The organism is Shimazuella kribbensis DSM 45090 (assembly GCF_000428065.1).
GTDB classification, from domain to species: domain Bacteria; phylum Bacillota; class Bacilli; order Thermoactinomycetales; family Thermoactinomycetaceae; genus Shimazuella; species Shimazuella kribbensis.
This window is the reverse complement of the sequence record NZ_ATZF01000001.1, coordinates 515,751-541,552: the sequence shown is the minus strand read 5'-3', so window position 1 is coordinate 541,552 and position 25,802 is coordinate 515,751. Positions and strand designations below refer to the sequence as shown.

Sequence of the window (25,802 nt, the reverse complement as noted above, 5' to 3'; positions counted from 1 at the left end):
ATATTAAGATTACTAACAACAAAAAAACAGATCCATTTCAGAATTATTTTTTCCATTGTCACAAACACACTTACTCCTTGATATAAAACATTAGACGAATATCATTACTTCGTTTTACAAACTCTAATGTTAACAGAGGGGGTTATTTAAATTGAAGGATAGTGTTATAGCTGTAATTGAAAAAAATGATTGTATTTATGAATTAGTGCAAGGTCATACCCATAAAAAATATGAATTTGAATTATATGATGCTCTAGCCAATGCAGTGTATAAAAACTTAAACCTCTCACCATCAACAGATGAAACAATTAGTCGCTAAATAGCGGCTTTTATTATGCTATCGCACCTTTCTATCGCTGTTTAATTAATATATAATACATATGATACAGCAATATAAAAAAAGAAACAGCAATAAATTAAAGGTGCGATGAATGTATGAGAAGTAAGCCAAAAACATCAAAAGAAGAATACAAAATAACAAACATTATTAACTATGTTCGTAAATCTCGACGAGATGAAGAAAGAGAAAAGAGAACTGGCGAAGATACATTAGAAGAACAAAAAATGCTCATGTGTCGTGTTCTAGATGATCTTGGAATTCCGTATGATCAATTTTTAGAAATTGGTTCTGGTGACAGCATTGCCAATCGACCAGTCTTTCAACAAGTACTCCAACTCCTTAAAGAAGGACGTTACGATACGATAGCAGTAAAAGAAATTAGTCGTCTTGGTCGTGGGAGCTACGAAGACACAGGTCTTATTATGGATTTGCTACAAGAAAAAAGGATTTATATTATTACTCCCTATCGGACTTATGACCCTAATAATTCAAGCGATGCGAGACAGATTCGTTTTGAGCTTTTTATGGCAAGAGAAGAATATGAACAAATTAAAGAACGGATGGTAGGAGCTCGTTATAGCTACGCTATGCAAGGCAAATGGATGACTGGTTCTGTCCCATTCGGTTATTATTTAAATAGCAGAACACAACGATTAGAGATAGATGAAGACCAAGCCAAAGTGGTTCGTTTAATTTTTGATCTATATGTCAATGGGATTGAAGGTAGAAAAGTTGGTTTCAAAGCGATATCCAACTATTTGAGCAAATTAGGCATTAAAACCCCCAAAGGATATGATAATTGGGATACACATCAGTTAAAAAGGATGGTTACAAATCCGGTATACATCGGGCATGTTCGTTTTAGTCAAACGGAACGTAGAAAAGGAAGGATTATTGTCCGTCCAAAGGATGAGCATATCTATGTAGAAGAAGCTCATGAACCTATCATTGACATAGAAGTGTTTTATGAAGCACAGGAAAGAGTAAATAATCCTCATACTACACCATCACATAACGGAAAAGGTTTTGCAGTCTCTGAACTCACCGCTCTTATGGTATGTAATGTTTGCGAAAAGAAACTAGTGATTAATCGATCAAAACGTCGTCATAAGAAAAAAGATGGAGAAGTATCGGTTTACTTTGATTATTATCTAAGATGCCGCAACGGCTGCCTTACTACAAGATATGAGCCAATTGAAGAAAAAGTTGTTGGTTTGCTTGAGTATTTTCATGAAATAGATAATAATACCTTAGAAAAATCACTGCATGGTATAATCGAAAAAAAATCAAAAGAAAATTTCACACATGCTCAAAGAAAAGAAGATATACTAAATCAAATCAAGTCTAAAATTAAGGAACTCGAAAAAAGAAGAGATTTTATTTTTACAAAATATGAAAATGGTGTCTACGATGATCAAACTTTTGTAGAAAGAAGATCAGCTATTGAAGCGGAACTACAAGAATTAAAAACGATGGAAGAAAGTTGGTATAGTAACGTGGAAGAGACTGCTATTACCAGTGAATCCCCATTAGACGTAGAGGTTGTAAAAGATAATTTCACCAAGATATTAACCATCTACAAAAACACTAAAAGTCCTCAGATTAAAAATGAAATTCTCCATTCCTTATTCCATGATATTACATTAACGATATTGGAGAAAGGAACTGTGAGTAAGCATGCTAAAGTAAAACTATCTCCTCGTTTTAAACATGTGATCACGGAAAAATTAAATATAAAGAACACGCTAGAAAAAGCCTGATTTTAGAGGCTTTTTCTTTGATGTTTACATTAGGCAATAAAAGAAACATCTGCTGAAACGGCAATTGGGGCTCCTATGCTATGTCCACCTCCTAATACAATAGAAACTGTAGGTTTACTCATCGTTGCGATCATTTCGGAAATTGCTAAACCAGCTTCTACGTCTCCTCCGACAGTATTTAAGATCAAAACAACTCCCTCAATCTTTGGATTTTGCTCAGCGGCTACGATTTGAGGAATAACATGTTCATATTTGGTTGTTTTATTTTGTGGAGGCATTACCAAGTGTCCTTCAATTTGACCAATAATGGGCAAACAAATAATATTTGATTCTAACTGCGGTACATTGGTCTGACCCAGTTGTTGAATAGCCTGCATGACATTTTTCTTTTTTGTTTCTTCTTGTACTTCTGGCTCTTCGTTCATCTTGCATCCACCTTTCTTTCCATTTCTTTAGTATGATCCAAAGTAAAAAAAAAACATCCTTGACGGATGGTCTTTTCTCCTTACATTTTTTCTAAAAAGCAAAAAAATCAAGTCTATAGAAAATAATTATCTAGTTTCACAAAATGAAAAATGTCATATTCTAGAATGTTCTTTACAATTTGCAAATCACGATTTTCAAACGGATTGAAGAACAAAAACAGGAGAATACATTAGTGTGATTCTTCCCTATTGCTTTCACTGCTACTTTATGTTTGGACCAAGAAGTATCGTATGAGACCAGAGATTGCAAAACAAAGGAGTACGAATCCAGCTCCAGCTCCCGTAAGTGCACTGTTGGAGATAGAAGTACGTTTGGAGAAGTAAATAGAAAGCAAAGATATTCCAATCATCAAGATAGCAAGGAGATAAAGGCTGGCATCAAGAAACACTGCTTTTAGCCAGATAAAATGCACACCAACAACAAAACAGATCCAAGGAGCAATAAAAGATTGTTTCTTATATCGAGTTAGAAGAATTCCTCCTATTGCTGCAAGAATGACTTCTATTATGACAAAGGTGAGATAAGAGGAATATGCTCCATCACGTGATAGGGCACTACTCTCATCCCAGTTTTGAATACTTAAATAGATACCAATTAGTCCAATAATGAAGGATATTCCCGAACCAATCCCAAGTGGAATACGCCATTTCTTAGGTGGATTCTCTTGTGCCCAGCCAAACCAACTAAATCCAAAAACTCCAAAAACAGATGCATACATCACATAATCCCTTATATACTCCACAAACCTCACCTGACTTCAAATTTTTATAATCTAATAAATTGTGTTTCCTCTGTGTTTACATTCTACATTAAATTAAAAATATAGGGAATATAAATAAACGAGGTACTATTGGACTCTCTTTGTTGGTTAATAATCCTTGGCCTTGCCTTCTAGGAAACAAATGTTTAACACAAAAGCGTTTTCCTAAATGTTAACCACACCTGCACCTTCATCAGATTTATAAATTCAAATGCTTTTTCATAACAAAAAAACGATTCCAGATATCAGAATCGTTTTTCGGAATACAACCTGAGTTTACTCAGTTTGGGATTCTTTTTTTGCTAACAAATATGCGATGCTAAAACATACAATGACCAAACTTGCTACTGCATGATTTAAATCATCTCCAGCAGTATCTGGTAAAGTTCCAGACTTCGTCTTAGGTTCAGATGTTTCAGTAACAGCTACATGGTCTGAAGGAATACTTTTCGAGTTTGTTTGAGTACTCGTATCACTTTCATTTGCTATGGAACCTGGCACTGACTTGGATGTAACTGTTTGTTTCTCATCTGACTTCTGCACAACTGGATCTGTAGATTTTTGATTCCCATCCGATGAGCTAGATTTTGGGATATCTTTTTCTTTTGTTGCTTTAGGGGATGAAGAAGTTGGTTCTTTTGATGTAGATGATTTTTTCTCTGATGCTTGGTCTTTTGATGCCTTTCCATCCGATTTACCTTGGGTTTCAGAGGAAGAATGGTTGTTCGTTTGATTGTTTACTGATTTTTCTTCCTTCGGTTTGTCTTGTTTATTTGTTTCTTTTGATGTGGTTTCTTTATTTTGAATGGCGGAAGAATAATCGTCTGGTTTTTCTCCTTCTATAATCGGCTCATCAATTGGTAATTTCTTTGCTGTTGGTTCATCGATTGGAGGTTTTAAAGGTGAAAGTTCAGCCGTTCGTTTGTCGGATTTTGTTTCTTCTGAAGGTTCGTTCTGTTCGATATGTGATTTGGCTGTTGGTTCATCTAGTGGTAATGAACTTGGCTGCATCTCCTTAACTCCAAAAGCAAACGCACTTCCAATTCCAGTAGTTAAACCAATCAGGCTGGCACATAAAATTATTAAGATAGCATTACCCTTTTTGTGAGTTTGTTTTGATTTTTTTGGTAAAGAAAGGTTTCGTTGTTTTTCTTTTGGTTTCAAAGCATCGACACGAAATCCCTCTAGCGCTTTTTTGGGATCCATTATCATCCCTCCTTTCGGAGCTATTCTAATATTATGACAAATAATTTGAAATAGCAACATGTTTCACGATATTTAGGAATATATTGCCTTATTGAAATTGTCTTTCTTTCCACTTCAAAGGAACGTTCCTAAAACAAAAAAGTCACGCCCTCTCAACTCTTTAAGAGATATTCATTCCCTTCGTTATCATAAAATTGCGCAAAAGTTCCCCACTGCATTTTTTGTGGTTTACTTGAAAAAACAACACCATTAGCGAGAAGTTGTTGATAACTTTGTTCCACATCTTCGCATAAAAATACAAGAGAAGGCTGATGATCTGAAGCATTTTTCATCATCGATTTAGGGTAAATAACAAGATTCGTTTGTGCATTTGCAGGTGCAACTTCAATCCAATAAGCATCTGACCCCATTTGCTTTTTTTCCTTTTGAACAAACCCTAATTTATGCATCCAAAATTTCTCTGCCGCGACTTGATCGTCTACATAGACCGCAATAGTAGCAATAGTAGTAATCATTTTAGAACCTCTTTCACTATATTTCCCTCCAGTTTCCCTCCCCTTTTAAAGGATTATTCAAAAAAAAGACCCCTTTTATGGAGGGGACTTCCATTAAGAAGCTTTTTTCTCTTCTGGCGATTCCTTATCTTCGGTAGAAAGTTTGATATTTTTCACAAAAGGAGTAAAAGCCAATCCTGCAATGATAAAGGCTAATCCAACAAGAAAAACGATCTGAAGCGTATCAACCAATGTACCCTTTAAAATAGGAACAAGCATGTTTTGCATTGTAGCAGGAATCTTACTCATGGATTCTGGACTCAACAACATAGAGTAGAGACCCTGAGGATTATTCGCAACTAAGTCTTCCATTTTGACAACCATCTCATGTGCTTGAGGCGGTAATTTTTCCAGAGTTGGAACCAATTGTTCTGTGAGTAAAGTAGATGATTTTTGATTCATTACCGTACCTAAAATCGTCATTCCAAAGGTACCACCAATTTGACGAAAAAATTGACTGGAAGAAGTAACTACACCCAGTTCAGATTTTGGAAATGATTCTTGTAACGCGAGTGTAAGCAGTGGCATAACTAAGCCCATACCCAACCCTAAAATCACCATATCTGTACTTGCTTGCAACTTTGTTGTTTCTATTGTCATCGTTGATAGCAAGTAAAATCCAAAAGATGCAATAGCCATACCAACAATCATTTGTATACGAATCCCGATTTTACGAACAAGCTGACCTGATAAGATACTTGTGAGAATCATCGCAAACATCATCGGCGTCATGACCATTCCAGAATCGGTTGCACTGATTCCGACAATACCTTGCATAAACAAAGGAACAAACATAATTGCCCCAAACATGCCGAGTGACAAGAAAAAACCAATTCCATTTAATAAAGTAAAGGTTCGATTCTTAAATAAATGCATTGGTAAGATAGGTTCTTCTGCTCTGTTTTCGACAAATATAAACGCAACTAATCCAATGATTGCCAAGACAAATAAAGATATAATTTGCCAAGATCCCCAAGCATACTCTGTCCCACCAAATGTGAGAGCCAATAATAGACTCACCACACCAACTAACATGGTAAACATACCAAGAACATCAAATTTAATGGGGCCAGTAACTTTATGACTTTTCAAGCCCAGTGCAATAAAAACAAATGCTAAAGCACCAACTGGCATATTTATATAAAAGACCCAACTCCAGTTTAATGAATCAACAATCCATCCTCCAACTTGCGGACCTACTACAGATGCAAATGCAAAAATACCACCGAATACTCCTTGCCACTTAGCACGTTGAGCACCAGTAAAAATATCCCCAATAATAATCATTGCCATCGGCATCATAATTCCGCCACCAAGACCTTGAAGAGCACGGAAATAGATGAGTTGATCCATTGTTGTGGCTATCCCACATAATGCAGATCCTACGATAAATATAATAATCCCTGATAAGTAAACCATTCTTCGACCTAATAAATCGGCGAGTTTCCCTGCAATCGGTACAATGGCAGTAGATGTAAGCATATAGGCTGTTGTCAACCATGTCATCATTTCTAATCCGCCAAGAGCACCTACTATTTTTGGCATCGCTGTACCAACAATTGTATTTTCCAATGCAGCAAATAGCATGGCTACAATCAAACCTGTAATTAGTAAGCCATTTCCAGATTTATTCTTTTCCATCTCTGTAAGTGGCAAACTTGCTGTATCCTGATTCAATTCGTTCACTCCTTGATGTCTAAACGTGAAAGTTTTTCATATATGGATATAAGCGACTCTATTTCTTCTCGTTCGAGATGAGATAAATACTTCACCAATATACTTTTCCTTTTTTGCAATGTTTCTTCCAAAACCTTTTTACCTTCTTCAGCTATTTGGATAAACACTACTCTTCTATCTTGTTCATCACGTTCTCTGGACACATATTCTTGTTTTAATAGTCTATCGATCATTGCTGTGATTGCACTTGGTTTTACAGACATGTCTTCGGCTAAACTCGAAACGGTACTACGACCCTCATTCCGCAAAAGCTGTAATATATAAAATTGGGGCCCGGTCAATTTGGGCTCGCAATCTGTTGTCTGTTTGCTGATTCGTCGCATAGTAAGCAAAAAGATTTGCTGTAATCGCTCTGTATATTCCTCCAATTCTGCTTCCTTCATCATATTCCCCACCTTCCCTCATATGTATCGTGATACAAACAATTGACCTCTTGAATATTTCACCTGTTTAACTATACGATAAGTATATTATCTAGTCAACTAAATAAATGAAATAATTTTTATAATAAATAATTAACAGAAAATTAATATTAATATCATGTAGTTGATTTATAATTAATAAAATAATATCTTTACTATTGAACAATATAAACAATAGACATGGAAATATTGCCATCCATAAAGCGATTTACAAAGGTCTTGATAAAGATTATAGTGATAATATGAAATTAAAACGCTTTCATTTGGCGTGTTACTGGTGATGCAGGCATAAGCCAAAAAAGATCTTATTCCATAAAGGTCTTTTTTGGCTTTTTATATGTATTTTTAGATGTAATCCCCTTCTAATCATTTATGAAAAGTAAGGTGTTGATGATGAACAAAGATCACACATATATTGTAAATCATGTATTCAATAACAATGTTGTACTGGTTAAGGACACATCATCTACGAAAGAAACTATCTTACTCGGCAAAGGGTTAGGATTCCAACAAAAAAAAGGAGCAGTTATCCCTCATTCTGACTCTCGTGTAGAAAAGAAGTTCTATTTAGAAGACGAAAAATATCTGGAACAATACCGAGATTTACTCACTCAAGTGGATAAAAATGTTTTTGGGATATCAGAAGAAATAATTGGTCTTATCTCTAAAGAATTTACAGACGACATAAACGAGTATGTCCACCTTGCATTACCTGATCATATACAATTCGCCTTGTACCGGATTCGAAATGGACTCAAAATCGTTAATCCTTTTTTATTTGAAATCAAAACCTTATACAGCAAAGAGTTTTCATTAGCTGTTCAAGCCGCTGATCTGATTTCCGATAGATTTGAAATCGAGATTCCAGAAGGCGAAATTGGTTTTTTGGCTCTACACATTCATTCTGCACTTAACTATATACCGGTTCATAGAACCGTTTCATTCGCTAGTCTTTTAGCAGATTTTGTCGAGATGATAGAAAAAGATAGAAATCAATCAATTGATCGAGACAGTCCAGAGTATCTACAATTTGTTACTAATTTTCGGTTTGCAATCGAACGTTCCAAATTAACTACAAATACACACACTTCATTAGTCGAAACCATAGAAGCAACCTTCCCTGTTTCCTATGAATACTCAAAGAGACTATTTTGGTTAATAGAAACACGATTGGAGATAATTCCAAATAAAGAAGAAATCGCATTGCTTTCCATTGATATTGATCGTCTGATACAAAAAGGAGAAGATAGCTGATGTTTTCAAAATGGTTTTCATCCAATAAACTCTCACTTGCCTCTCCTATGACAGGAACGCTTGTGACTTTGGACCAAGTTCCCGATCCTGTATTTTCACAAAAAATGACAGGAGACGGGCTTGCTATCGAACCAAAGATCGGAAGAGTAGTAGCACCGTTTGACGGAAAGATCATCCATCTATTTGAAACAAAACATGCCATCATTTTAGAAAATCAGAATCAAATACAAGTCCTTATTCACATAGGATTAGACACCGTAAAATTAAATGGTGAAGGATTTACATCTCATGTGAAAATCGGAGATGAAGTGAAAACAAACGATATGTTAATCGAATTTGATATGGAAAAAATTCAACACGCAGGCTATTCCACTATTTCTCCTGTTGTTATTACCAATGGAGAAATAGTGAAAGAACAAAAGATTTTAGAAACAGGATTAGTGGAAGCTGGCAAAACTCAAATTTTATCGATTGTATTAAAGTAGGGATAAATCGTCAATGACTCACCATTGAAATGATGAGCTTGTAACTATCCAGTCATGCGAACGCCTTTCGACTCTGACCTTGAATTGATGTTACATCAGGGAAGATTGACAGCTACCCGTTCTGTATCAGGCATGCTGATACAGACACTGTATTAGGTACTAAATTTCCCAAGGTAACAGAACCATTTCGATAGCTTGTATCTTTTACGTTAGTAGAGCACTTCCTACTACAACCCCATAGATACAGTTGTCAAAGAACAAGGAGTGCCTAAGTCTATAGACGAACAGTTTTCTCCCGTTATATGCATTCCACACATATCATTGGAATCCTTCTGAAAGGTGGTGAAAAGACAGGAGAAAAAGAGTGTTGTTCTAAAACATCTCGCAAGGAGAACAACGCCAACATTTCTCTATGCCAATGAATTGGCAAGTCTCCTGTCGGCAATTCTCATGAAAAAAACAGCTTTATTGGGAAAAGTTATTACCAAACACCACTGCATTGATGATGGAATAGTCGTTGTGGAAGACAACAAAATCATATTTGTAGGCAATCAGACAGATTACGATACAAATGAAAATTCTTTGCTTACCCAACTAAACTATCCGGATGGATGGATTATCCCAGGTTTAATCGATATTCATGTCCATGGCAATGCTAACCTCGATGTAATGGATGCAGAAATTTCATCCCTTCGAGGGATCGCGAAAAGTCTATGTAGCTATGGAGTAACTAGTTTTTTGGCAACTACCATGACAATGCCAATGGATCAAATTTTAAAAGCGTTGTATGTAGTTTTGGAATATCAAAAGGACCCTGGACCATACGCACAACTCATAGGTGTTCATTTAGAAGGACCATTTATTAGTCCTAAACAAAAAGGCGCTCAAAAAGAAGAAGACATTTTATTACCTACTAAAGCAAATATAGAAAAGATACAACATGCATTAAAGGATCAGCTTCGAGTAGTTACACTAGCACCTGAGATACCCCATGCAGAAGAAGCCATCCACCAGCTTTCCAAAGAAGGCACCATCTGTTCAATCGGACACACAGACGCAACCATGGAAGATGTAAATACAGCACTAGAAGCAGGAGCCACTCACTTTACTCATCTTTACAATGCAATGAAAGGACTTCATCATAGAGAACCTGGTGTAGTAGGGTGTGCACTTCTGAATCATGACGCTTCTTGCGATATTATCGCAGATATGGTTCATGTACATTCAGGAGCTGTCCGTCTGGCATATGAACAAAAAACACGAGAAAGACTACTGCTTATCAGTGACGGAATGCGTGCAGTAGGCATGGGAGACGGTACTTTTGATCTTGGAGGTCAAAAAGTAAATGTTCACCACTGTATTGCTCGACTTGACGATGGAACCCTAGCTGGAAGTACACTCACTCTTAACCGTGCAATAAAAAACATGGTACAAACAGTAGGTACATCCATTGTAGATGCTATTTATATGGGATCTACTGCTCCTGCAAAAAAATTAGGAATGGATCATATTAAAGGAAGTTTAGAAATTGGAAAAGATGCTGATGTAGTAGTTTTATCTGATGAATTTGAAGTTCAACTGACCATGATTCAAGGTAAGGTCGTCTATCAGGAGGATCGTTTACATTGATACAATTAGCCATATTCGAAGATTATCAAACATTAAGCAGACAAGCCGCCATTTATATTGCTGATCGAATCAAACAGAAACCGAATACGATATTAGGACTTGCTACAGGCAGTACACCTCTCGGACTGTATGAAGAATTAGTGAGCTTGCACAAAGCAAAAAAAGTTAATTTTTCAGAGGTTGTCACATTCAATCTCGACGAATATGCCAGTCTACCAAAGGAGCACCCTCAAAGTTACTATTACTTTATGCAACAACATTTGTTTTCCAAAGTGAACATCCAACTCCATAATATACATTTCCCAGAAGGCATGTTTCACGATGCCAACCATGCTTGCCAGTTATATGAACAACAACTGCTTGAAAATGGCCCTATTGATCTACAAATTCTCGGCATAGGTTCCAATGGACATATCGGTTTTAATGAGCCTGCTGATCGCATGACATTGCAAACACACATAACGGATTTGGCTGATCGAACCATCGTGGACAATGCTCGTTTTTTTAATGATGAGACAGAAGTTCCACGCAAAGCAATCACGATGGGAATTGGCAGTATTATGAAAGCAAAGACTATTCTGCTGCTTGCTAACAATGAAACAAAGACAGCGGCACTCAATGCGCTGTTCTCAGGTGTAATCGATCCAAATATACCAGCGTCTATACTTCAATTGCATGAAAATGTATTGGTATTTGTTAATAGCGATGTAGCCAAACACTTAAAGTATCGTCCTACAGCATTAATGAACAAATAAAAGATGAGGGGTAAATGAACATGCTAAAAGGAATCCCTGTTTCATCGGGTGTTGCCATAAGTGAAGCTTTACTACTAGAAAACAATACCGTCTCAGCTGAAAAGAAAAATATCACACAGGAAGATATAGCTACGGAGCAACACAAATTAGAAGTCGGAATGACGAAAACAGAAGAACAACTGGTGGAACTCCATCAACAATTACTTGATTCAGTTGGAGAAGAGCAAGCTTCTATTATGTCCGCTCATCTCGTCTTACTCAAAGATCCTGCATTTATTGATGAAATCAACAATCTCATTAAAAATGAATTAATTGATGTTTCCTCTGCTGTTCAAGTGGCAGCAAATCAATTCGTTCAAATCTTTGAATCCATGGACGATGAATATATGCGTGAAAGAGCAACGGACATCAAAGACATCGCTAACAGACTGATTGCTAATATTTTAGGAAAAAACAATCAAACTTCGATCGATATAGAAGGTTCTTTTATTTTGGTGTCTGATGATCTAACTCCTTCAGAGACAGTAACCCTACCAAGAGAACGCGTGAAAGCAATCGTAGTTGCAAAAGGCGGAAAAACTTCTCATGCTGCTATTTTGGCACGTTCTCTCGGCATCCCAGCTATCATGGGAGTTGGAGAGCCACTCACCAATGCAATACAAACAGGAGACAGTCTTATAATCGATGGATCTACTGGTGAAATATTTATAAATCCACATCCCGAACAAATCTCCAAATACCAGAAAAAAATACAAAGCGAACAAGAGGAAAAAGCACAATTAGCAAAATTAAAAGATACTAAGGCAGTTACTCGAGATGGAAAAGAAGTAGAACTTGTAGCGAATGTAAAAGGCCCTCAAGATGCAGAAGAAGTATTGGAACAAGGCGGCGAAGGAATTGGTTTATTTCGCAGTGAATTTCTCTTTATGGATCGAAATGCACTCCCTACTGAAGAAGAACAATATGAAGCTTATTCTCAAGTAGTGAAAAAATTAAGTAACAAACCCGTGATTATTCGCACTTTGGATATTGGAGGGGACAAACATCTTCCTTATTTGGATCTTCCAGAAGAGATGAATCCTTTTTTAGGGTGGCGAGCTATTCGTATCTCACTGAGCAGACCAGAGTTATTTCAAACACAGCTACGTGCGTTACTACGTGCAAGTGCTCATGGAAAAGTTAGAATTATGTTTCCTATGATCTCGCATTTAGAACAGATTCAAGAAGTGAAAAAAATACTAGAAGCAACGAAAGAACAACTGAAAGCAGAAAATATCGACTTTGATCCAAACATCGAAATTGGTGTCATGATCGAAATACCAAGCGCCTGTCTCCTTGCAGATGAATTGGCTGAAGAGGTAGATTTCTTCAGTATTGGAACAAATGATTTGGTACAATACACCCTTGCAGTCGACCGAATGAATGAACATATCAGTGATCTCTACGATCATTTTCATCCTGCGGTTCTTCGCTTGATCAAGATGGTTATCGATGCATCTCATCGTCACAACATCTGGACAGGCATGTGCGGGGAGATGGCTGGAGATTTACATGCTACTGAGATTTTACTTGGTTTAGGCCTTGATGAATTCAGTGTCTCCCCTACCCTGCTCCCAAGGGTTAAACATCAACTACTACAACTCTCTACAGAAAAAGCAAAACAAGTAGCAGACAAAGCATTGAGCTTGGGTACTCCAAAAGAAGTTTTGGATCATGCAATCGCTTCTAACCCTGTCAGTTAAAGTACAAATCCATCTCTTGATGGATTTGTACTTTCTGAAAATAAATCACTCGAATAGACTGAGGAGGTATTACCTGTGTTAGCATTTTTACAAAAAATCGGTAAATCATTGATGCTTCCTGTGGCAAGTTTACCAGCAGCAGCTATTTTGCTTCGCTTTGGTGCTATTGACTACATCAAAGATTTTCATTTTGGACCCGCTGTTGGTGGATTTATCAATCAATACATTGCCCCATTTCTTCTAGCTGGTGGATCCGCTATTTTTGACAATCTTGCACTTATTTTTGCTGTTGGGATTGCACTTGGGTTAGCTGGAGATGGAGTAGCTGCATTAGCTGCTGTAATGGCTTATCAAATTTTGGTCAATGTACTTTCTAAAGTACCTGCAGCTTTTGGGTTTATCGCAAATGATGTCAAACTGGATATGGGTGTCCTTGGCGGTATTTTAGCTGGGGGTCTAGCGGCTTATTTCTATAATAAATATCATGACATCAAACTTCCTGACTGGCTTGGATTTTTTGGTGGAAAGAGATTTGTCCCTATTATAACGTCCTTAACCATGGTTATCGTTGCACTTCTTTTTGGTTTAATTTGGGGTCCAGTTCAAAATGCACTAGATATATTTGGTAACTGGGTCGTTAGTCTGGGAGCAATTGGTGCAGGAATATATCAATTCTTTAATCGCTTACTTATTCCATCTGGGCTACATCATGTTATTAATTCCATTGCATGGTTCCAAATTGGTAGTTTTACCAACCCTGTCACAAACAAAGTCATTCATGGAGACTTGCATCGTTACTTTGCAGGCGATCCTACAGCAGGTATGTTTATGTCAGGTTTCTATCCAATCTTAATGTTCGCTTTGCCCGCAGCAGCATTTGCCATTATCCATACTGCTAAACCAGAGAATAGAAAATTCATTTCCTCGATCTTTATCGGCTCTGCATTAGCTGCATTTTTGACTGGTATTACCGAACCAATTGAATTCGCTTTCATGTTTGCAGCACCTTTACTGTACATCGTACATGCTATTTTATCTGGTATTGCAGGATTTATCGTTACTTCAATGGGAATCAAAGTTGGATTTGGTTTTTCGGCAGGGCTTATTGATTACTTTCTCGCTTTTGGAAAAGCGACCAAACCTTTGCTGCTGATTCCAATCGGACTAGTCTTTGCTCTCATTTATTACCTTCTCTTCCGCTTCTTGATCATCAAGTTTAATTTAAAAACACCTGGTAGGGAGGACGAAGTTATGGAAACTGGGGATCAAATTGCAAGCGCTTCCACAACAGATGGGAAAGCCGCTCAGGTTTTATCCTATGTAGGTGGAAAAGAAAATATTGTGGATGTTGATGCATGTATTACACGACTTCGGTTAGTTGTAAAAGATGATACATTAACAAATGATGCTGGACTAAAAAGCTTGGGAGCTGCAGGCATCATGAAATTAGGAAAAGGTGCAGTTCAAATTGTTTTCGGAACCCAATCTGAAAAAATTAAAGATGAAATGAAAAAAATGTTATAACAAACAACGTAAAAAGCCCTTTTTCCGGGCTTTTTACGTTCATTTCAGCATATTGCGTCTCTCTTAATCGGTCTTTCTATAAGCTTTAAATGCAATGTTACTCATTCATTTCATCTTGATTCCAATAACTGTAACTATCGACCTAGGAATGCTCCAAAAAAAGAAGCCCTTGTAACTTGGACTACTCCTATCATTAGTAGTTATTTTGTTTCTGGAAAATCTATTTTTAGTACTATACTAGGCCCAGAACCAGCATCCGAACGACGAACCCAGATTTGACCAATAAATGAAAAATAGACCGATATTTATTTCAAATCGGTCTATTTTTCACACAGGAAAGGAAGCGATCACAAGGTTATATTCTTCTTGAGCTTCGGTAATAGCAAATTTCGAATACACTTCAAGCGATTGTCTTTGTCTACTTGCATGTCCGGAATAAGGCTGAATGAGGGCATCGTCAATTCCCTGTTTTTTCAACCAAGTGAGCCTTAGTTTATGGGGAGAGATAGATGGTAGTCCAGCCTGATCCGAATACTTTTTGAGTATCTTCCGTATCCCTCGATCCGTGTATTTCTTTTTCCAGCTTGATTCAATAGATAGGTAGCATTCTTTTTCCTCATGCTTTCCGTGTGCATGGCTAATGTTTCTTTAAAGGAAAAGAGAAGAAGAAAAAAACAGATTGTTAACTGAATATAGGGACGATTAGTACCGAATCAGATGACTAGCCCTTGGTATCACCGGAATGCAGCAAATCATCAGTCACGCCGTAGTCACAACAGTGTAAGGAATATATCGCCTTTTCAAAGTACTATTTTGAGACTTTTTTATTCCTTTGTTTTGATCACTATTCTTCTCACAGCAACTCTCTTTCGCCATGCCACCAATTTAATTAATGATTTGTAGTCATTTCGTTTGAGATGCTAAAGCAAGAATTGTATCTGTTGCTGCTATCCGGATTTCGATTTTATACTTCACCCCAAATCCTGACTATTCGCGGGATTCAAGCATAGAAGAAAACAAGATTTCACCTTAGAAGAAATCAAATCTTTCAAAGAGAATATCACTACCTAGTCTGGAGTTATGGTAAACAGAGTAAAGCGGAATAGTAGGGGTTTTTCAAAGGATACTCAGTCCGTTATAATCCAATCATTTGACTGATCCTAAGTTCTCGCACTTTATTATTCACGAAAAAAGCCAAGTGTACCATGCGTTAAAGCACTTTTTGTAGTGTAAGTAAAATCGCCTTCTCAAAATTTGAGGAGTCGTTTTTTATAGCATCATGAGTCACTATTAGCACAGTTTATAGACCTTCTATGTGTTCATGACACTTGCACTTGCACTTTCATCGATTTGGTTATATGTATATTCGTGAGGTTTGGGCTGAATCTTAACCTTCGCTTAACTGAGCTTGTCTTATCATGGGACTAACGGAATGAGGGGAGAGATGATATTGAAAATATTAGTAGTCGAGGATGATTTGTCAATACAGCGATCAATCAGCATGGGCTTACGAAAATTCGGCTATGCGGTTGATGCAGCATCAGATGGCGAGGAAGCGTTACAAATGGTCGAAATCTATGAATATGATGCGGTCGTACTGGACTTGAATCTGCCTAAAATTGATGGAATCGATGTCTTACGAGAAATTCGGAATGATAAACCTGACATCAAGGTTCTGATTTTATCGGCACGTTTCGAGATTGAGGATAAAATTTTTGGTCTTGACACTGGAGCGAATGATTATATGGTGAAACCCTTTCACTTTCGGGAATTGGAGGCCAGACTTCGCGCTCTGCTCCGTCGGAGATTCATCCAGACAGATACGAGGCTGTCATATGGAGAGATTCTAATTGATACGGCGTTAAAGGCTGTTTACATTAAGGACAATCCAATGGAATTAACGAAAAAAGAATACGGCATTTTGGAGTATTTGATGTTCAACAAAGATAAAGTCGTCAGCACAGAAGAGATCGTGGAGCATTTATGGGATAACAGCTTCGATGGGTTCTCGAACTCTCTCAAGGTTCATATCAATTCGCTTAAAAAGAAGTTGGCCGTTTTTCTAGGAGATCAAGAGGTGATCAAGAACAAAAGAGGATTTGGATACTACATTGCAGAGGTACCGCAAGATGCAAATTAATTCACTTCCACTCCGTCTTCGTCTGACCTTATTAATGGCGATAATACTTTCAATCGGATGTATCTCGCTTATGGTAGCTTTCATTTATGCCGCTCGTGTTATTTATGTTCAACCGCAGCTTGTTCCTAAAGTCGATGCTTTTGATGGAATGAAGGAAGAGTCATTGACCGTGCCATCTGAGCTGCCCGTGCCACCTGAACCGCCCGTGCCACCTGAACCGCCCGTGCCACCTGAACCGCCCGTGCCACCTGAACGGCCTGTGCCATCTGAACGGCCTGTGCCATCTGAGTCACCTAAATCACCTGAACTATCTGTCTCCTCTGCGCCTGTTTTGGTCGAGCAGCAGATTGACTTCGCCTCCGCCGGTTTCCTGTGCGTCATCTTGATCATCGCAAGTGGGACTGGCATCACCTACATGGTAACTGGGAGAACATTGAAACCTGTCACAGACTTAAGCAAGGAGATCGAAGAGATCGACGAGAATAATCTGTATAGACAGGTTCAAGTCCCTCCGTCCAAGGATGAGGTTGCGAGCCTGTCTGTATCCTTTAATCGGATGATCCATAAATTACAAAAATCATTCTTGGCCTATAAACATTTTTCAGCCAATGCCGCCCACGAACTCAAAACACCGCTCGCCGCGATGCTTGCCAGGATTGAAGTGGTACAACTAAGTGACCCTCCTATACTTGAAGAATGTACGGAAGCGCTGGAAGATATACGGAGCAATGTGAAGCGCCTTAATTCCATCGTTCACGATCTGCTCCAAATGAATGCGGATATGAATGAGTTTAGACGTGAAACATTCAGATCCGAGGAACTATTCCAGGCGATCATAAGTGAGCTTTGCTTGGAGATCCAGCGTAAACATATTCAGATCAAGGTTCACCTTGAGGATGTGTTGCTATATGGTGAAAGGAATCTGTTGCACCAGGCCTTCTTTAACATTCTTCACAATGCTATCAAATATAACAAGGCGAATGGAAGCGTCAAAATCACTGCCATTCACCATTCAGATACAACACGTATTACCATTACTGATACAGGTATCGGGATACCAGAAGATCAAATAGACAAGATCTTCGATCCATTTTACTGTGTGGACAAGTCGCGTTCGAGAGAGCTAGGGGGTAACGGACTAGGACTATCCATTGTAAAGGCAGTCATCGATAAGCATGACGGCTCGATACAAGTCCAGAGCGAAACAGGCATTGCTACCACATTCGTGATTCAACTGCCTAACACTCAAAGTGTTCTTTGAACGTGGTTTACTGTCTTTCTATGAGCTGTCTTCTTAACCGAGAATTAACCTTTTCTCCTTTATAGTATTGGAATAGCCATGCTAAGGGAGGACGAATATGTCGAGAATTATTTCAATTATTCTATTAATCATTGTGCTTGTGACAGGAATTGGACTGGGGGCTCATCTGTTTCAGCCACCGATGCCGCCGTCCAAATCCGATGCCAATTATCCAGCATATAAGCAGATGATGAGTAATTTAAAGGCGATGACCTTCGCAGCACATCCATCCGGCTCGAAAGAGCTAGAATCGGTACGGGCTCACTTACTGGAACAAATTCATACAATGGGTTTGAAAGCGAAGGTTGAGAAAGTAACCTACACTGTTGATGACGTGAAGGCTGACCTATTTGAGCGCAAGGGAAAGCCGGATTTCAAGAATATGCCATCAACAATTAATGGAGTTTCTCCAGAGGAGGATATCAGGAATAGTATTCGGGAAAAGAACCATTTTGACAAGAACGATAAAGTGGCCTTGCAAAATATATTGGTGAAGCTAGATGCTCCCGGAACGGATCGCGGTATTCTGATATCGGCCCATTATGATTCCGAACCGGAAACTCCAGGCGCAGCCGACGATATGCTCTCTGTAGTTGCCATGCTGGAAGCCATGCGTAAGCATACAGGGGACATGAATTTGAAATCTGACCTTTATTTTCTGTTTACCGATGGTGAGGAAGTAGGAATGCTGGGAGCGAAGTCATTCGTGCGCTCCCAGCCAGAGTTGCGACATAAAATCGATCTAGTATTCAACTTTGAAGCCCGAGGGAATCGAGGGTCACTGCTGATGTTTGAAACTTCCGATGATAACCTGGATGCTGTGAACTACCTCCGAGCTGCAAGCTCGCGTCTGTTGTCCTTCTCGTTTCTGACTGCATTGTTCCACCAGATGCCAAATGACACCGACTTAACCCGTTTTTTGAAGGCAGGCTACTCAGGTCTAAATTTTGCAGCAGCGGAGGGAGCTGAAAATTACGGCAGAGAGACGGATACGTTTGCAAATTTAGATCGTGGAACAGCATACCATTATCTATTAACAACTTTGGAAATAGCAGATCATGCTGCACAAGTACCATTTGAAGAAGGGGGAAAACAGGATAGCCTTTTCTTCCCTTTGTCGCCTAGTTATTTGCTGATCATGAGCAGTTTTACGTCTTATATTCTGTCGGCAGTAGCTGTTGTATTGGCCATATGGTGGATGATCTTGCAGATTCGAAAAGGCAACTTTCAACTTCGTGCAATCATGACAGGAACAGGCTGGCTGCTAGGAGTGATGATTGGGGCGGCATTATTGAGCTGGGGAATCATAGCTGGAGTAACACAAGTGATGCATTTAGGTGAGTCTACGAACAATGACAAGGTATTTTTTAGTATCTTTTTCCTTATGAGCATATGCACTTTAATCGCTGGAATTATCCAAACTCGTAAGTTGTCACTACGGGAAGCGCTTGCTGTTTTCATACCTCTTCACTTGCTGTTGATTGTAGGCGGTGCCGTTCTGTTCCAAGAAATAAGTTATTTGTTCTCTCTTACCACGCTGGGGATTCTGATTGTCGCCCTACTGGATAAGTACCGTGTCGGGAGATGGATAGCATCAATCGTGGTCGGCGCAGGAATAGTGTTTCTATATACGCCTGTATGTTGGTTAATCTATGTATTATTTATGTTGCCGTTCACCCCGGTGGCAGTCGCGATAAGCGTTATTCCGATCTCGATAGTTTCTGCTCTGTTCGTAACGAAAGACACATTGGTTTTAAAGTCTTGTGAGTAGGTATTGAGAAAGATTATTTTTTGAAGAAATTAGCTATAACAGAAGCTCAAGAAGAATATAACCGTGTGATTTCTTCCTTTCCTGTGTAAAAAATAGACCGATTTGAAATAAATATCGGTCTATTTTCCATTTGTTGGTCAAATTAGGGTTCGTCATTCGGATGCTGGTTCTGCATTATAAATGATTCTATTTCATCGCTGTTCTCATCTGTCTACATTTATCAGAGTAACGTAAAAACGGTTGAAAACAAATAGAAAACAAAAGACCTGAGCTATCCCATCAAGCTCAGGTCTTTCTTATCATTAAACTGTTTTCGTTGCCAAATAATATGCACCTTTTGTAGCTGGTACTTCATTTTGTACCAATGTTATTGGCACCTGAATTTTTTCGGATAGATACTGTTTGTAACTATCCATCACTTGAGGAATATGTTCAAATATACTTCCACTTAAGCCAATCACTACTTCATCATTCAGCCCTAATTTTTTACAACAATTCCATGTCATACGACCCAATTGCTGACCTGCATCATATAATATACGACTTGCGATTTCATCACCTGCATCAGCCAAACGCGTTACTACTCTACTCAATTTTGCTATTTCCGCCTTGGGTCTACTATATGCATATAGTTTAATATCTTGAGGGTCTGTATAGCCCATCTCATATAATATCGCATCACTTAGTTTGCATAATGGAAGAGATTCATCTGTTTCAACGATTATTTGGCGGAAAGCTTCCATCACGATCCAGTAACCACTACCTTCATCGCCCAACAAATGCCCCCATCCTCCAGAGAAAACACACTTATCACCTTTGATTCCTACTGCAATCGCACCTGTACCAGATATAGCTAAAATCCCGTCTTTACCCTTCAAAGTAGCAGCATGTGCAATGATAGAATCATTTACTACACTAATCTCTGATTGAAATTCATCTGCTAAAATTTGTATGAGTTCGTCTTTGTTTTCTATTCCTTCACTACCTGCAATACCTAAATAAATATATTTACAATCCTCATTTTCTAGGTGTTGTTGTGCCTGCTTGATAGCAGCTAATATATGTTTGGTTGCCTCATGAAAATCAACCATCACATTGCTAAATCCACTTCTTCCTTCTCCTAATACATTCCCCTCTAAATCATAAGCGACTGCTACTGTTTTCGTACCGCCGCCATCCACACCAATTACATACTGCACTTCTAACACCCTTCCTTTTCTTGAAAGCATATTTCTCCCAAGGTTTCGCATTTAATAGGAATGTTTCATTTCTGAATTTTTTACCTACTACAATTGTTTACCATGGTTCTCCATATCCCGCAATGAAATTTGTAAATCTTCTTTATAGTTCCGCGAGTGAGAAAACCCACGATTAGAATCGTGGGATGATAGCGAGTGTCACTACAATGGGAGCACAAGTTTCGCTAAGCCATTAAAGTGGCAAGTCTCATTTTGCAGACGAGGGAAGTTTCTACCTCTCATAAGTTCTGATAAATTTTTCCAAAACCACTTTACAAACATATATTCTGTTGTTAAATTATCCACAGTTGCTCTCTTATATAAAAATTACAAAAGGATATCACTAGATTTAGCATATCGAATCCGGTACCAAAATACAAAATATATTTTTTTCTGTTAATTATTTATAAATCTTCCCATAACTTGATAGAAATGAATCAAATGAATGTGATATACTTTTATTTGCAATAAATTGCAAAAGAATTTAGCGAACTCAAATCTGAATACGAAAGGCTTGGTTTCATGTTTGGAAAAGTAGCAGCTGATGTTCTTGGATTGAGTAATGTAGGAGTAGTAATCAAACCTGCTGACTATGATAAGGTAGATTCTGATGATTATGTAATGCATGAAGACGGAGAAAAGATTTTCTTCCTAATAAAATCCAAATCCGACGAATATTGCTTTACGAATAAAGCACTTATCCATCTAGATGGAACAAGCGCAATAAGTAAAAAACGGACTTTATATCGCTATGATTACTATCAAAATCATATATCGAATGTATTGTTGGAAACTGCTGGAACCGTTGATTTAGATGTGGAACTAAAATTTAAATTGGGATCAGAGATATTCAGCATTGATGTGCAGAAAAAGCAATTGGAAGATGTAAAAGATTTATACAAGGCTCTCATTAAAATTGCAGAGATCACCAAAGAGAATGCAACCTATCTACAATTCTCCGAACAAAGCTTAAACTTAGCTGCTACTACGCTAAGCCGTATTACAAGCGAAGAGAGCAGTGTAGTCAATCAATTTAAAGAAGTCAATGCTTATGCTTATACATGGCTTACGGAAAAGAAACAAACCTACTATGTGAAAGATTTTGGATTTGTATTCGAAAGATATATAAACAACTAGAAACTCAGCTAAAAAACCTAACCTCCACTGAAGTTAGGTTTTTGTCTTATCACTTTGATTCATTTACTTCTTACCATCAAATTCATCGCTTCTTCAAGCAGCTTTTTCGTACTGGCATTGTCACCTTTTGCTAACTCTTCTCGTAAACACGCCTCTAAATTGTGAGTCACAATATAGGTGATAGATCTGTCTACTGCGGATCGAATCGCGGATAATTGTGAAACAACCTCTTTACAGTCTTTCTCTTCATCCATCATGCGAAGTACACCGCGAGCCTGTCCTTCGATTCGTCTAAGTCGTTTTTTTACATCATCATCGTAAATCATCTATCAATCCCTCCTTCTTACAGATTACAACATCCCCTCACTTTATACCTTACTATCATACGATAGAAAAATTGAAATGACGAATTATGACCACATTAAGTCCATCCAAATTTTCGCAGCTGTTGCAATGATTAAGATAGCTAATATAACTTGTAACCATTTGGGATTCACTTTTTTCCCTATCATCGCTCCTAATGGAGAAGCGATGATACTAGCTACGACCATCACCACTGAAGGGAGCAAAAGTACTTGTCCAGTCATTACTTTCCCTACAGTAGAGCCAATAGATGAAATAAAAGTGATTGCCAAAGATGTAGCAATGGTCATACGAGTAGGGATTTTTAAAATGACAAGCATGATAGGAACCAATATAAATGCTCCTGCTGCACCTACAATTCCAGATGCAGTCCCAACTAGTAAAGCTGCAACACTGGCTACGATGGCATTGAATTTCACTTCATCTAGCGGTACATCATCTAAGTTTTTCTTTGGAATGAACATCATAAATGCTGCGATCGTCGCTAAAATTGCATAGATGATGTTGATCTGATTTTCACCCATAAACTTTGATCCAAATCCGCCAAGAAAACTACCAAATAAAATACTAATTCCCATGTAAAGAATGAGACTCTTGTTCAGATACCCACCTTTTCGATAAACAAAGACTCCGCTAATGGTGGCAAAAAATACTTGAACCGCACTAATACCGGAAACCTCATGAGCTGTAAAAGCCGCAAAACCTAGCAATGGAGGAATATACAATAACATGGGATATTTAATGATCGAGCCACCAATACCGACCATCCCTGATACAAAAGAACCAATAAATCCGATGAAAAACAGAAGAATAATAAATCCGATATCCATTTGAATTACCTTCTTCCTTAAACAAACAGATTGATCTTAGACTCTTGTGCATCTGCAAGATAAGAAGCTACACCTGCATATTCTAGCCCGTCAATCAATTCTTCTTTTTTGATTCCTAGAACATCCATCGACATCGTACAAGCCACCATTTTAATATCCAATTCTTGTGCTAACTCGATTAGCTCTTGCAGAGTGGAAATATTTTTCTTTTTCATTGTGTATTTCATTAACTTCGCGCCCAACCCACCAAAATTCATTTTGGAAATACCTAGTTTTTCTGGTCCTCTTGGTAACATTTTTCCAAACATTTTATCTAAAAAAGTCTTGTCAACAGATATTCCTTGGTCTTTTCGAAGAATGTTTAATCCCCAAAAGGTAAAAAACATGGTCACTTGATTCCCCATTGCTGCCGAACCTGTCGCAATAATAAAACTAGCAATCGCTTTATCTAAATCCCCACTAAATACAACCAAAGTTGATTTGTTGTTTTCCATTTTTCTCTCCCTCTCTATAAATAGATCTCCTTTCTAGATTAAAAGGGAGATCACATGTTAACTTATCCTTTCTGTATCCAAAACTTATAAACACCATTTTCTTCTTGATGATCTAATACTTGGTGATTGGCTGATCTAGCCCAAGCTGGTATATCATTTAATGCTCCTGAATCAGTTGTATGAAGCTCTAATACTTGTCCAGTTTTTATTTCATCCATTGCTTTCTTGGAGCGGACCACAGGCATTGGACAGGATAACCCTTTTGCATCTAATACTTTATCTGTATTCATCATTAAATATCTCCTTCAATACACGATTTTATTGGTGAACAGCACAACGATTTGGACCAATCTCCATTTCACGTTGCTCCTCTTCATTCGGAACGATTTTACCCATATTCGTCTGTCTAATTTCTTGATAAGAATTTGGTTGAGGCGGTAGATTTTCCGTAACCATTTTACGAAAATCCTGTTCATCTTCTACTTGCAATCCCTCATTTTCAGCAAATAAATCACCCAGTCTAGCTGATACTTTACCATCTTCCTCTATCTCATTCATTTTCCCAAAATGCGCAGGAAGAACTACTAGATCAGAAGACAGACCTTTATATAAATCATAAAGAGAATACCGGAGATCTGATACCCAATCCTCTGCTTTTCCTGCTAAGTCTGGTCTACCGATGGAATCTACAAACAAAATATCACCAGAAAGAAGATATTGATCATCAAGAAGGAAAGAAGTACTTCCAATCGTATGACCTGGTGAATAGATAGGATGAATAGCAATCTCGGTATTCCCTATTCTAATCGTTCCGCCTTCTACGAGTGGATGGTACGTAAAAGTTACTTCTTGTGCATCTTTAGGAGGCAAATAGTATTTCCCTCCCGTTATTTCTGCTAATTTTCGACCACCTGAAATATGATCTGCATGAAGATGAGTATCCATTACATAGGTGAGCCGAAGATTATTCTCTTCAAGAAAGGATATATAAGGTTCAACCATCCTTGCCGCATCAATGATAGCTGCCTCTCCATTTGACTCCACTAAATAAGACAGACAACCTTTTCCAATCCGATTAAATTGATAGATACTTCCTCCATCAGATAAATCACCTATTTTGACGGGATGAAGATATTCACTCCAAGCCTTCATTCCGCCTTCGAGGTAATAAACTTCATCTAGACCTGCTTCATCCAACTGTTCTGCTACAAAACGGGATGAACCTTCCTTTGCACAAACTACCAATACATCCTTTGCGTCTTGTGGTATTTCTTCTAATGCTGTTTCTACACCATCTATCAGATCAAAATATGGGATATTGATAGATTCCACTTGTTTTCCTTCTATTTTCCAATCTGCAAAATCTACTTCATTTCGAACATCTAAAATAAACAGTTCACCATGTATTATTCTTTCAGCTGCTTCCTTAGGCTTCATTGCATGTATCACGTTAAAAAGACCTCCTCATTAAAATGTAAGGGTAACATCTGCATCTTGAGCAAAATGTAAAAATGTAGCTGCTCCCCCAATTTCCACGTTTTCTACAAATTCTTCTTTTTGAAGATTCATCACATCCATCGTCATTTGACATGCTATCAGTCTCACATTCATGTCCTGTGCAACTTCCACTAACTCTACGATGGAGGGGATATTCGCCTGTTTAAATCCCTCTTGAAAATGTTCCTTGCCAGAAGGGATAGGCAATTGTTGATAAGCCTGTTTATGAATCAAATTTAGGCCTTCAAAAGTAAAGAAAATGGCAACTTTTGAATCAGCTGCTGCTGCTGCTGTTGCGATATTGAATACTTTATAAGCATCAAATAAACCACCATTACTTGCTATAATTGCTACTTTTTTACTCATCGGTATTCTCTC

General features: G+C 38.0%; 25 protein-coding genes and 1 pseudogene. 12 read left to right on the top strand and 14 right to left on the bottom strand.

Annotation, left to right across the window (positions count from 1 at the left end; translation table 11 throughout):
• Positions 1-151 precede the first annotated feature (151 nt).
• Positions 152-319: a hypothetical protein gene (locus tag A3GQ_RS26610; protein ID WP_156877520.1), complete on the top strand. Its 168-nt coding sequence runs from the start codon at positions 152-154 to the stop codon at positions 317-319.
• 116 nt (positions 320-435) lie between these two features.
• The gene (locus A3GQ_RS0103030) at positions 436-2,100 is read left to right on the top strand and encodes a recombinase family protein (RefSeq protein WP_028775800.1); all 1,665 of its coding nucleotides are present in this window, start codon (positions 436-438) and stop codon (positions 2,098-2,100) included.
• Between the two features lie 32 nt (positions 2,101-2,132).
• Here the strand turns inward: A3GQ_RS0103030 and A3GQ_RS23200 are convergent.
• The 6 genes and pseudogenes from A3GQ_RS23200 to A3GQ_RS0103000 all read right to left on the bottom strand — a co-directional run.
• Positions 2,133-2,525 (bottom strand): annotated as a pseudogene (locus A3GQ_RS23200) (ClpP family protease); the annotation flags it as partial.
• Between the two features lie 266 nt (positions 2,526-2,791).
• Positions 2,792-3,328, bottom strand: coding sequence for a hypothetical protein (locus A3GQ_RS0103020; protein ID WP_028775799.1), 537 nt, complete (start codon positions 3,326-3,328; stop codon positions 2,792-2,794).
• A gap of 294 nt (positions 3,329-3,622) precedes the next feature.
• The gene (locus A3GQ_RS0103015) at positions 3,623-4,552 is read right to left on the bottom strand and encodes a hypothetical protein (protein ID WP_028775798.1); all 930 of its coding nucleotides are present in this window, start codon (positions 4,550-4,552) and stop codon (positions 3,623-3,625) included.
• A gap of 152 nt (positions 4,553-4,704) precedes the next feature.
• Positions 4,705-5,067 carry a VOC family protein gene (locus tag A3GQ_RS0103010; RefSeq protein WP_028775797.1) on the bottom strand — a complete coding sequence of 121 codons (363 nt, stop codon included), beginning with the start codon at positions 5,065-5,067 and terminating at the stop codon, positions 4,705-4,707.
• 93 nt (positions 5,068-5,160) lie between these two features.
• Complete coding sequence (locus A3GQ_RS0103005; protein ID WP_028775796.1) at positions 5,161-6,747, bottom strand: MDR family MFS transporter; 1,587 nt, start codon at positions 6,745-6,747, stop codon at positions 5,161-5,163.
• A 41-nt stretch (positions 6,748-6,788) separates the two neighbouring features.
• Positions 6,789-7,226, bottom strand: a complete 438-nt coding sequence (locus A3GQ_RS0103000) for a MarR family winged helix-turn-helix transcriptional regulator (protein WP_028775795.1) — start codon at positions 7,224-7,226, stop codon at positions 6,789-6,791.
• 432 nt (positions 7,227-7,658) lie between these two features.
• Here A3GQ_RS0103000 and A3GQ_RS0102995 point away from each other — a divergent pair, with 432 nt between their 5' ends.
• From A3GQ_RS0102995 to nagE, 6 genes are all read left to right on the top strand, one after another.
• Positions 7,659-8,519 carry a PRD domain-containing protein gene (locus A3GQ_RS0102995; RefSeq protein WP_028775794.1) on the top strand — a complete coding sequence of 287 codons (861 nt, stop codon included), beginning with the start codon at positions 7,659-7,661 and terminating at the stop codon, positions 8,517-8,519.
• Positions 8,519-9,004 carry a PTS sugar transporter subunit IIA gene (locus A3GQ_RS0102990; protein WP_028775793.1) on the top strand — a complete coding sequence of 162 codons (486 nt, stop codon included), beginning with the start codon at positions 8,519-8,521 and terminating at the stop codon, positions 9,002-9,004. Before A3GQ_RS0102995 ends, A3GQ_RS0102990 begins: the two co-directional genes overlap by 1 nt.
• 339 nt (positions 9,005-9,343) lie before the next feature.
• Positions 9,344-10,633 carry an N-acetylglucosamine-6-phosphate deacetylase gene (nagA, locus tag A3GQ_RS0102985; RefSeq protein ID WP_051271130.1) on the top strand — a complete coding sequence of 430 codons (1,290 nt, stop codon included), beginning with the start codon at positions 9,344-9,346 and terminating at the stop codon, positions 10,631-10,633.
• A complete protein-coding gene (gene nagB, locus A3GQ_RS0102980) occupies positions 10,630-11,388 on the top strand; it encodes a glucosamine-6-phosphate deaminase (protein WP_245596719.1) in 759 nt (252 codons plus the stop codon). The genes nagA and nagB overlap by 4 nt, the downstream gene beginning before the upstream one ends.
• Positions 11,389-11,408: 20 nt before the next feature.
• A complete protein-coding gene (gene ptsP / locus A3GQ_RS0102975; RefSeq protein ID WP_028775790.1) occupies positions 11,409-13,130 on the top strand; it encodes a phosphoenolpyruvate--protein phosphotransferase in 1,722 nt (573 codons plus the stop codon).
• 75 nt (positions 13,131-13,205) lie between these two features.
• Positions 13,206-14,654 carry an N-acetylglucosamine-specific PTS transporter subunit IIBC gene (gene nagE, locus A3GQ_RS0102970; RefSeq protein ID WP_028775789.1) on the top strand — a complete coding sequence of 483 codons (1,449 nt, stop codon included), beginning with the start codon at positions 13,206-13,208 and terminating at the stop codon, positions 14,652-14,654.
• Positions 14,655-14,981: 327 nt separating this feature from the next.
• On the opposite strand, the gene A3GQ_RS26055 is transcribed toward nagE, so the two are convergent.
• A complete protein-coding gene (locus A3GQ_RS26055; RefSeq protein WP_425423359.1) occupies positions 14,982-15,248 on the bottom strand; it encodes a tyrosine-type recombinase/integrase in 267 nt (88 codons plus the stop codon).
• An 856-nt stretch (positions 15,249-16,104) separates the two neighbouring features.
• Between A3GQ_RS26055 and A3GQ_RS0102965 the strand changes: the two genes are divergently transcribed.
• From A3GQ_RS0102965 to A3GQ_RS25495, 3 genes are all read left to right on the top strand, one after another.
• Positions 16,105-16,794: a response regulator transcription factor gene (locus A3GQ_RS0102965; protein WP_028775788.1), complete on the top strand. Its 690-nt coding sequence runs from the start codon at positions 16,105-16,107 to the stop codon at positions 16,792-16,794.
• Positions 16,795-16,864: 70 nt separating this feature from the next.
• Positions 16,865-18,055 (top strand): sensor histidine kinase, encoded by a 1,191-nt coding sequence (locus A3GQ_RS23195; protein WP_156877517.1) that lies wholly within the window; start codon positions 16,865-16,867, stop codon positions 18,053-18,055.
• 97 nt (positions 18,056-18,152) lie between these two features.
• Complete coding sequence (locus A3GQ_RS25495) at positions 18,153-19,865, top strand: M28 family metallopeptidase (protein ID WP_028775787.1); 1,713 nt, start codon at positions 18,153-18,155, stop codon at positions 19,863-19,865.
• 302 nt (positions 19,866-20,167) lie between these two features.
• Here the strand turns inward: A3GQ_RS25495 and A3GQ_RS0102950 are convergent, their stop codons facing one another.
• Positions 20,168-21,064, bottom strand: coding sequence for an N-acetylglucosamine kinase (locus A3GQ_RS0102950; protein WP_028775786.1), 897 nt, complete (start codon positions 21,062-21,064; stop codon positions 20,168-20,170).
• A gap of 561 nt (positions 21,065-21,625) precedes the next feature.
• Here A3GQ_RS0102950 and A3GQ_RS0102945 point away from each other — a divergent pair.
• Entirely contained in the window at positions 21,626-22,240 is a 615-nt protein-coding gene (locus tag A3GQ_RS0102945) for a PH domain-containing protein (RefSeq protein ID WP_028775785.1), read from the top strand.
• A 59-nt stretch (positions 22,241-22,299) separates the two neighbouring features.
• Here the strand turns inward: A3GQ_RS0102945 and A3GQ_RS0102940 are convergent, their stop codons facing one another.
• The 6 genes from A3GQ_RS0102940 to A3GQ_RS0102915 form a co-directional block, all read right to left on the bottom strand.
• Positions 22,300-22,566, bottom strand: coding sequence for a metal-sensitive transcriptional regulator (locus A3GQ_RS0102940; RefSeq protein ID WP_028775784.1), 267 nt, complete (start codon positions 22,564-22,566; stop codon positions 22,300-22,302).
• 84 nt (positions 22,567-22,650) lie between these two features.
• Entirely contained in the window at positions 22,651-23,433 is a 783-nt protein-coding gene (locus tag A3GQ_RS0102935) for a sulfite exporter TauE/SafE family protein (RefSeq protein ID WP_028775783.1), read from the bottom strand.
• 17 nt (positions 23,434-23,450) lie between these two features.
• Positions 23,451-23,927 carry a DsrE/DsrF/DrsH-like family protein gene (locus A3GQ_RS0102930; RefSeq protein ID WP_028775782.1) on the bottom strand — a complete coding sequence of 159 codons (477 nt, stop codon included), beginning with the start codon at positions 23,925-23,927 and terminating at the stop codon, positions 23,451-23,453.
• A gap of 62 nt (positions 23,928-23,989) precedes the next feature.
• Positions 23,990-24,217, bottom strand: a complete 228-nt coding sequence (locus A3GQ_RS0102925; protein WP_028775781.1) for a sulfurtransferase TusA family protein — start codon at positions 24,215-24,217, stop codon at positions 23,990-23,992.
• A 28-nt stretch (positions 24,218-24,245) separates the two neighbouring features.
• A complete protein-coding gene (locus tag A3GQ_RS0102920; protein WP_037463824.1) occupies positions 24,246-25,364 on the bottom strand; it encodes an MBL fold metallo-hydrolase in 1,119 nt (372 codons plus the stop codon).
• A gap of 30 nt (positions 25,365-25,394) precedes the next feature.
• A complete protein-coding gene (locus A3GQ_RS0102915) occupies positions 25,395-25,790 on the bottom strand; it encodes a DsrE/DsrF/DrsH-like family protein (RefSeq protein WP_028775779.1) in 396 nt (131 codons plus the stop codon).
• Positions 25,791-25,802 lie beyond the last annotated feature (12 nt).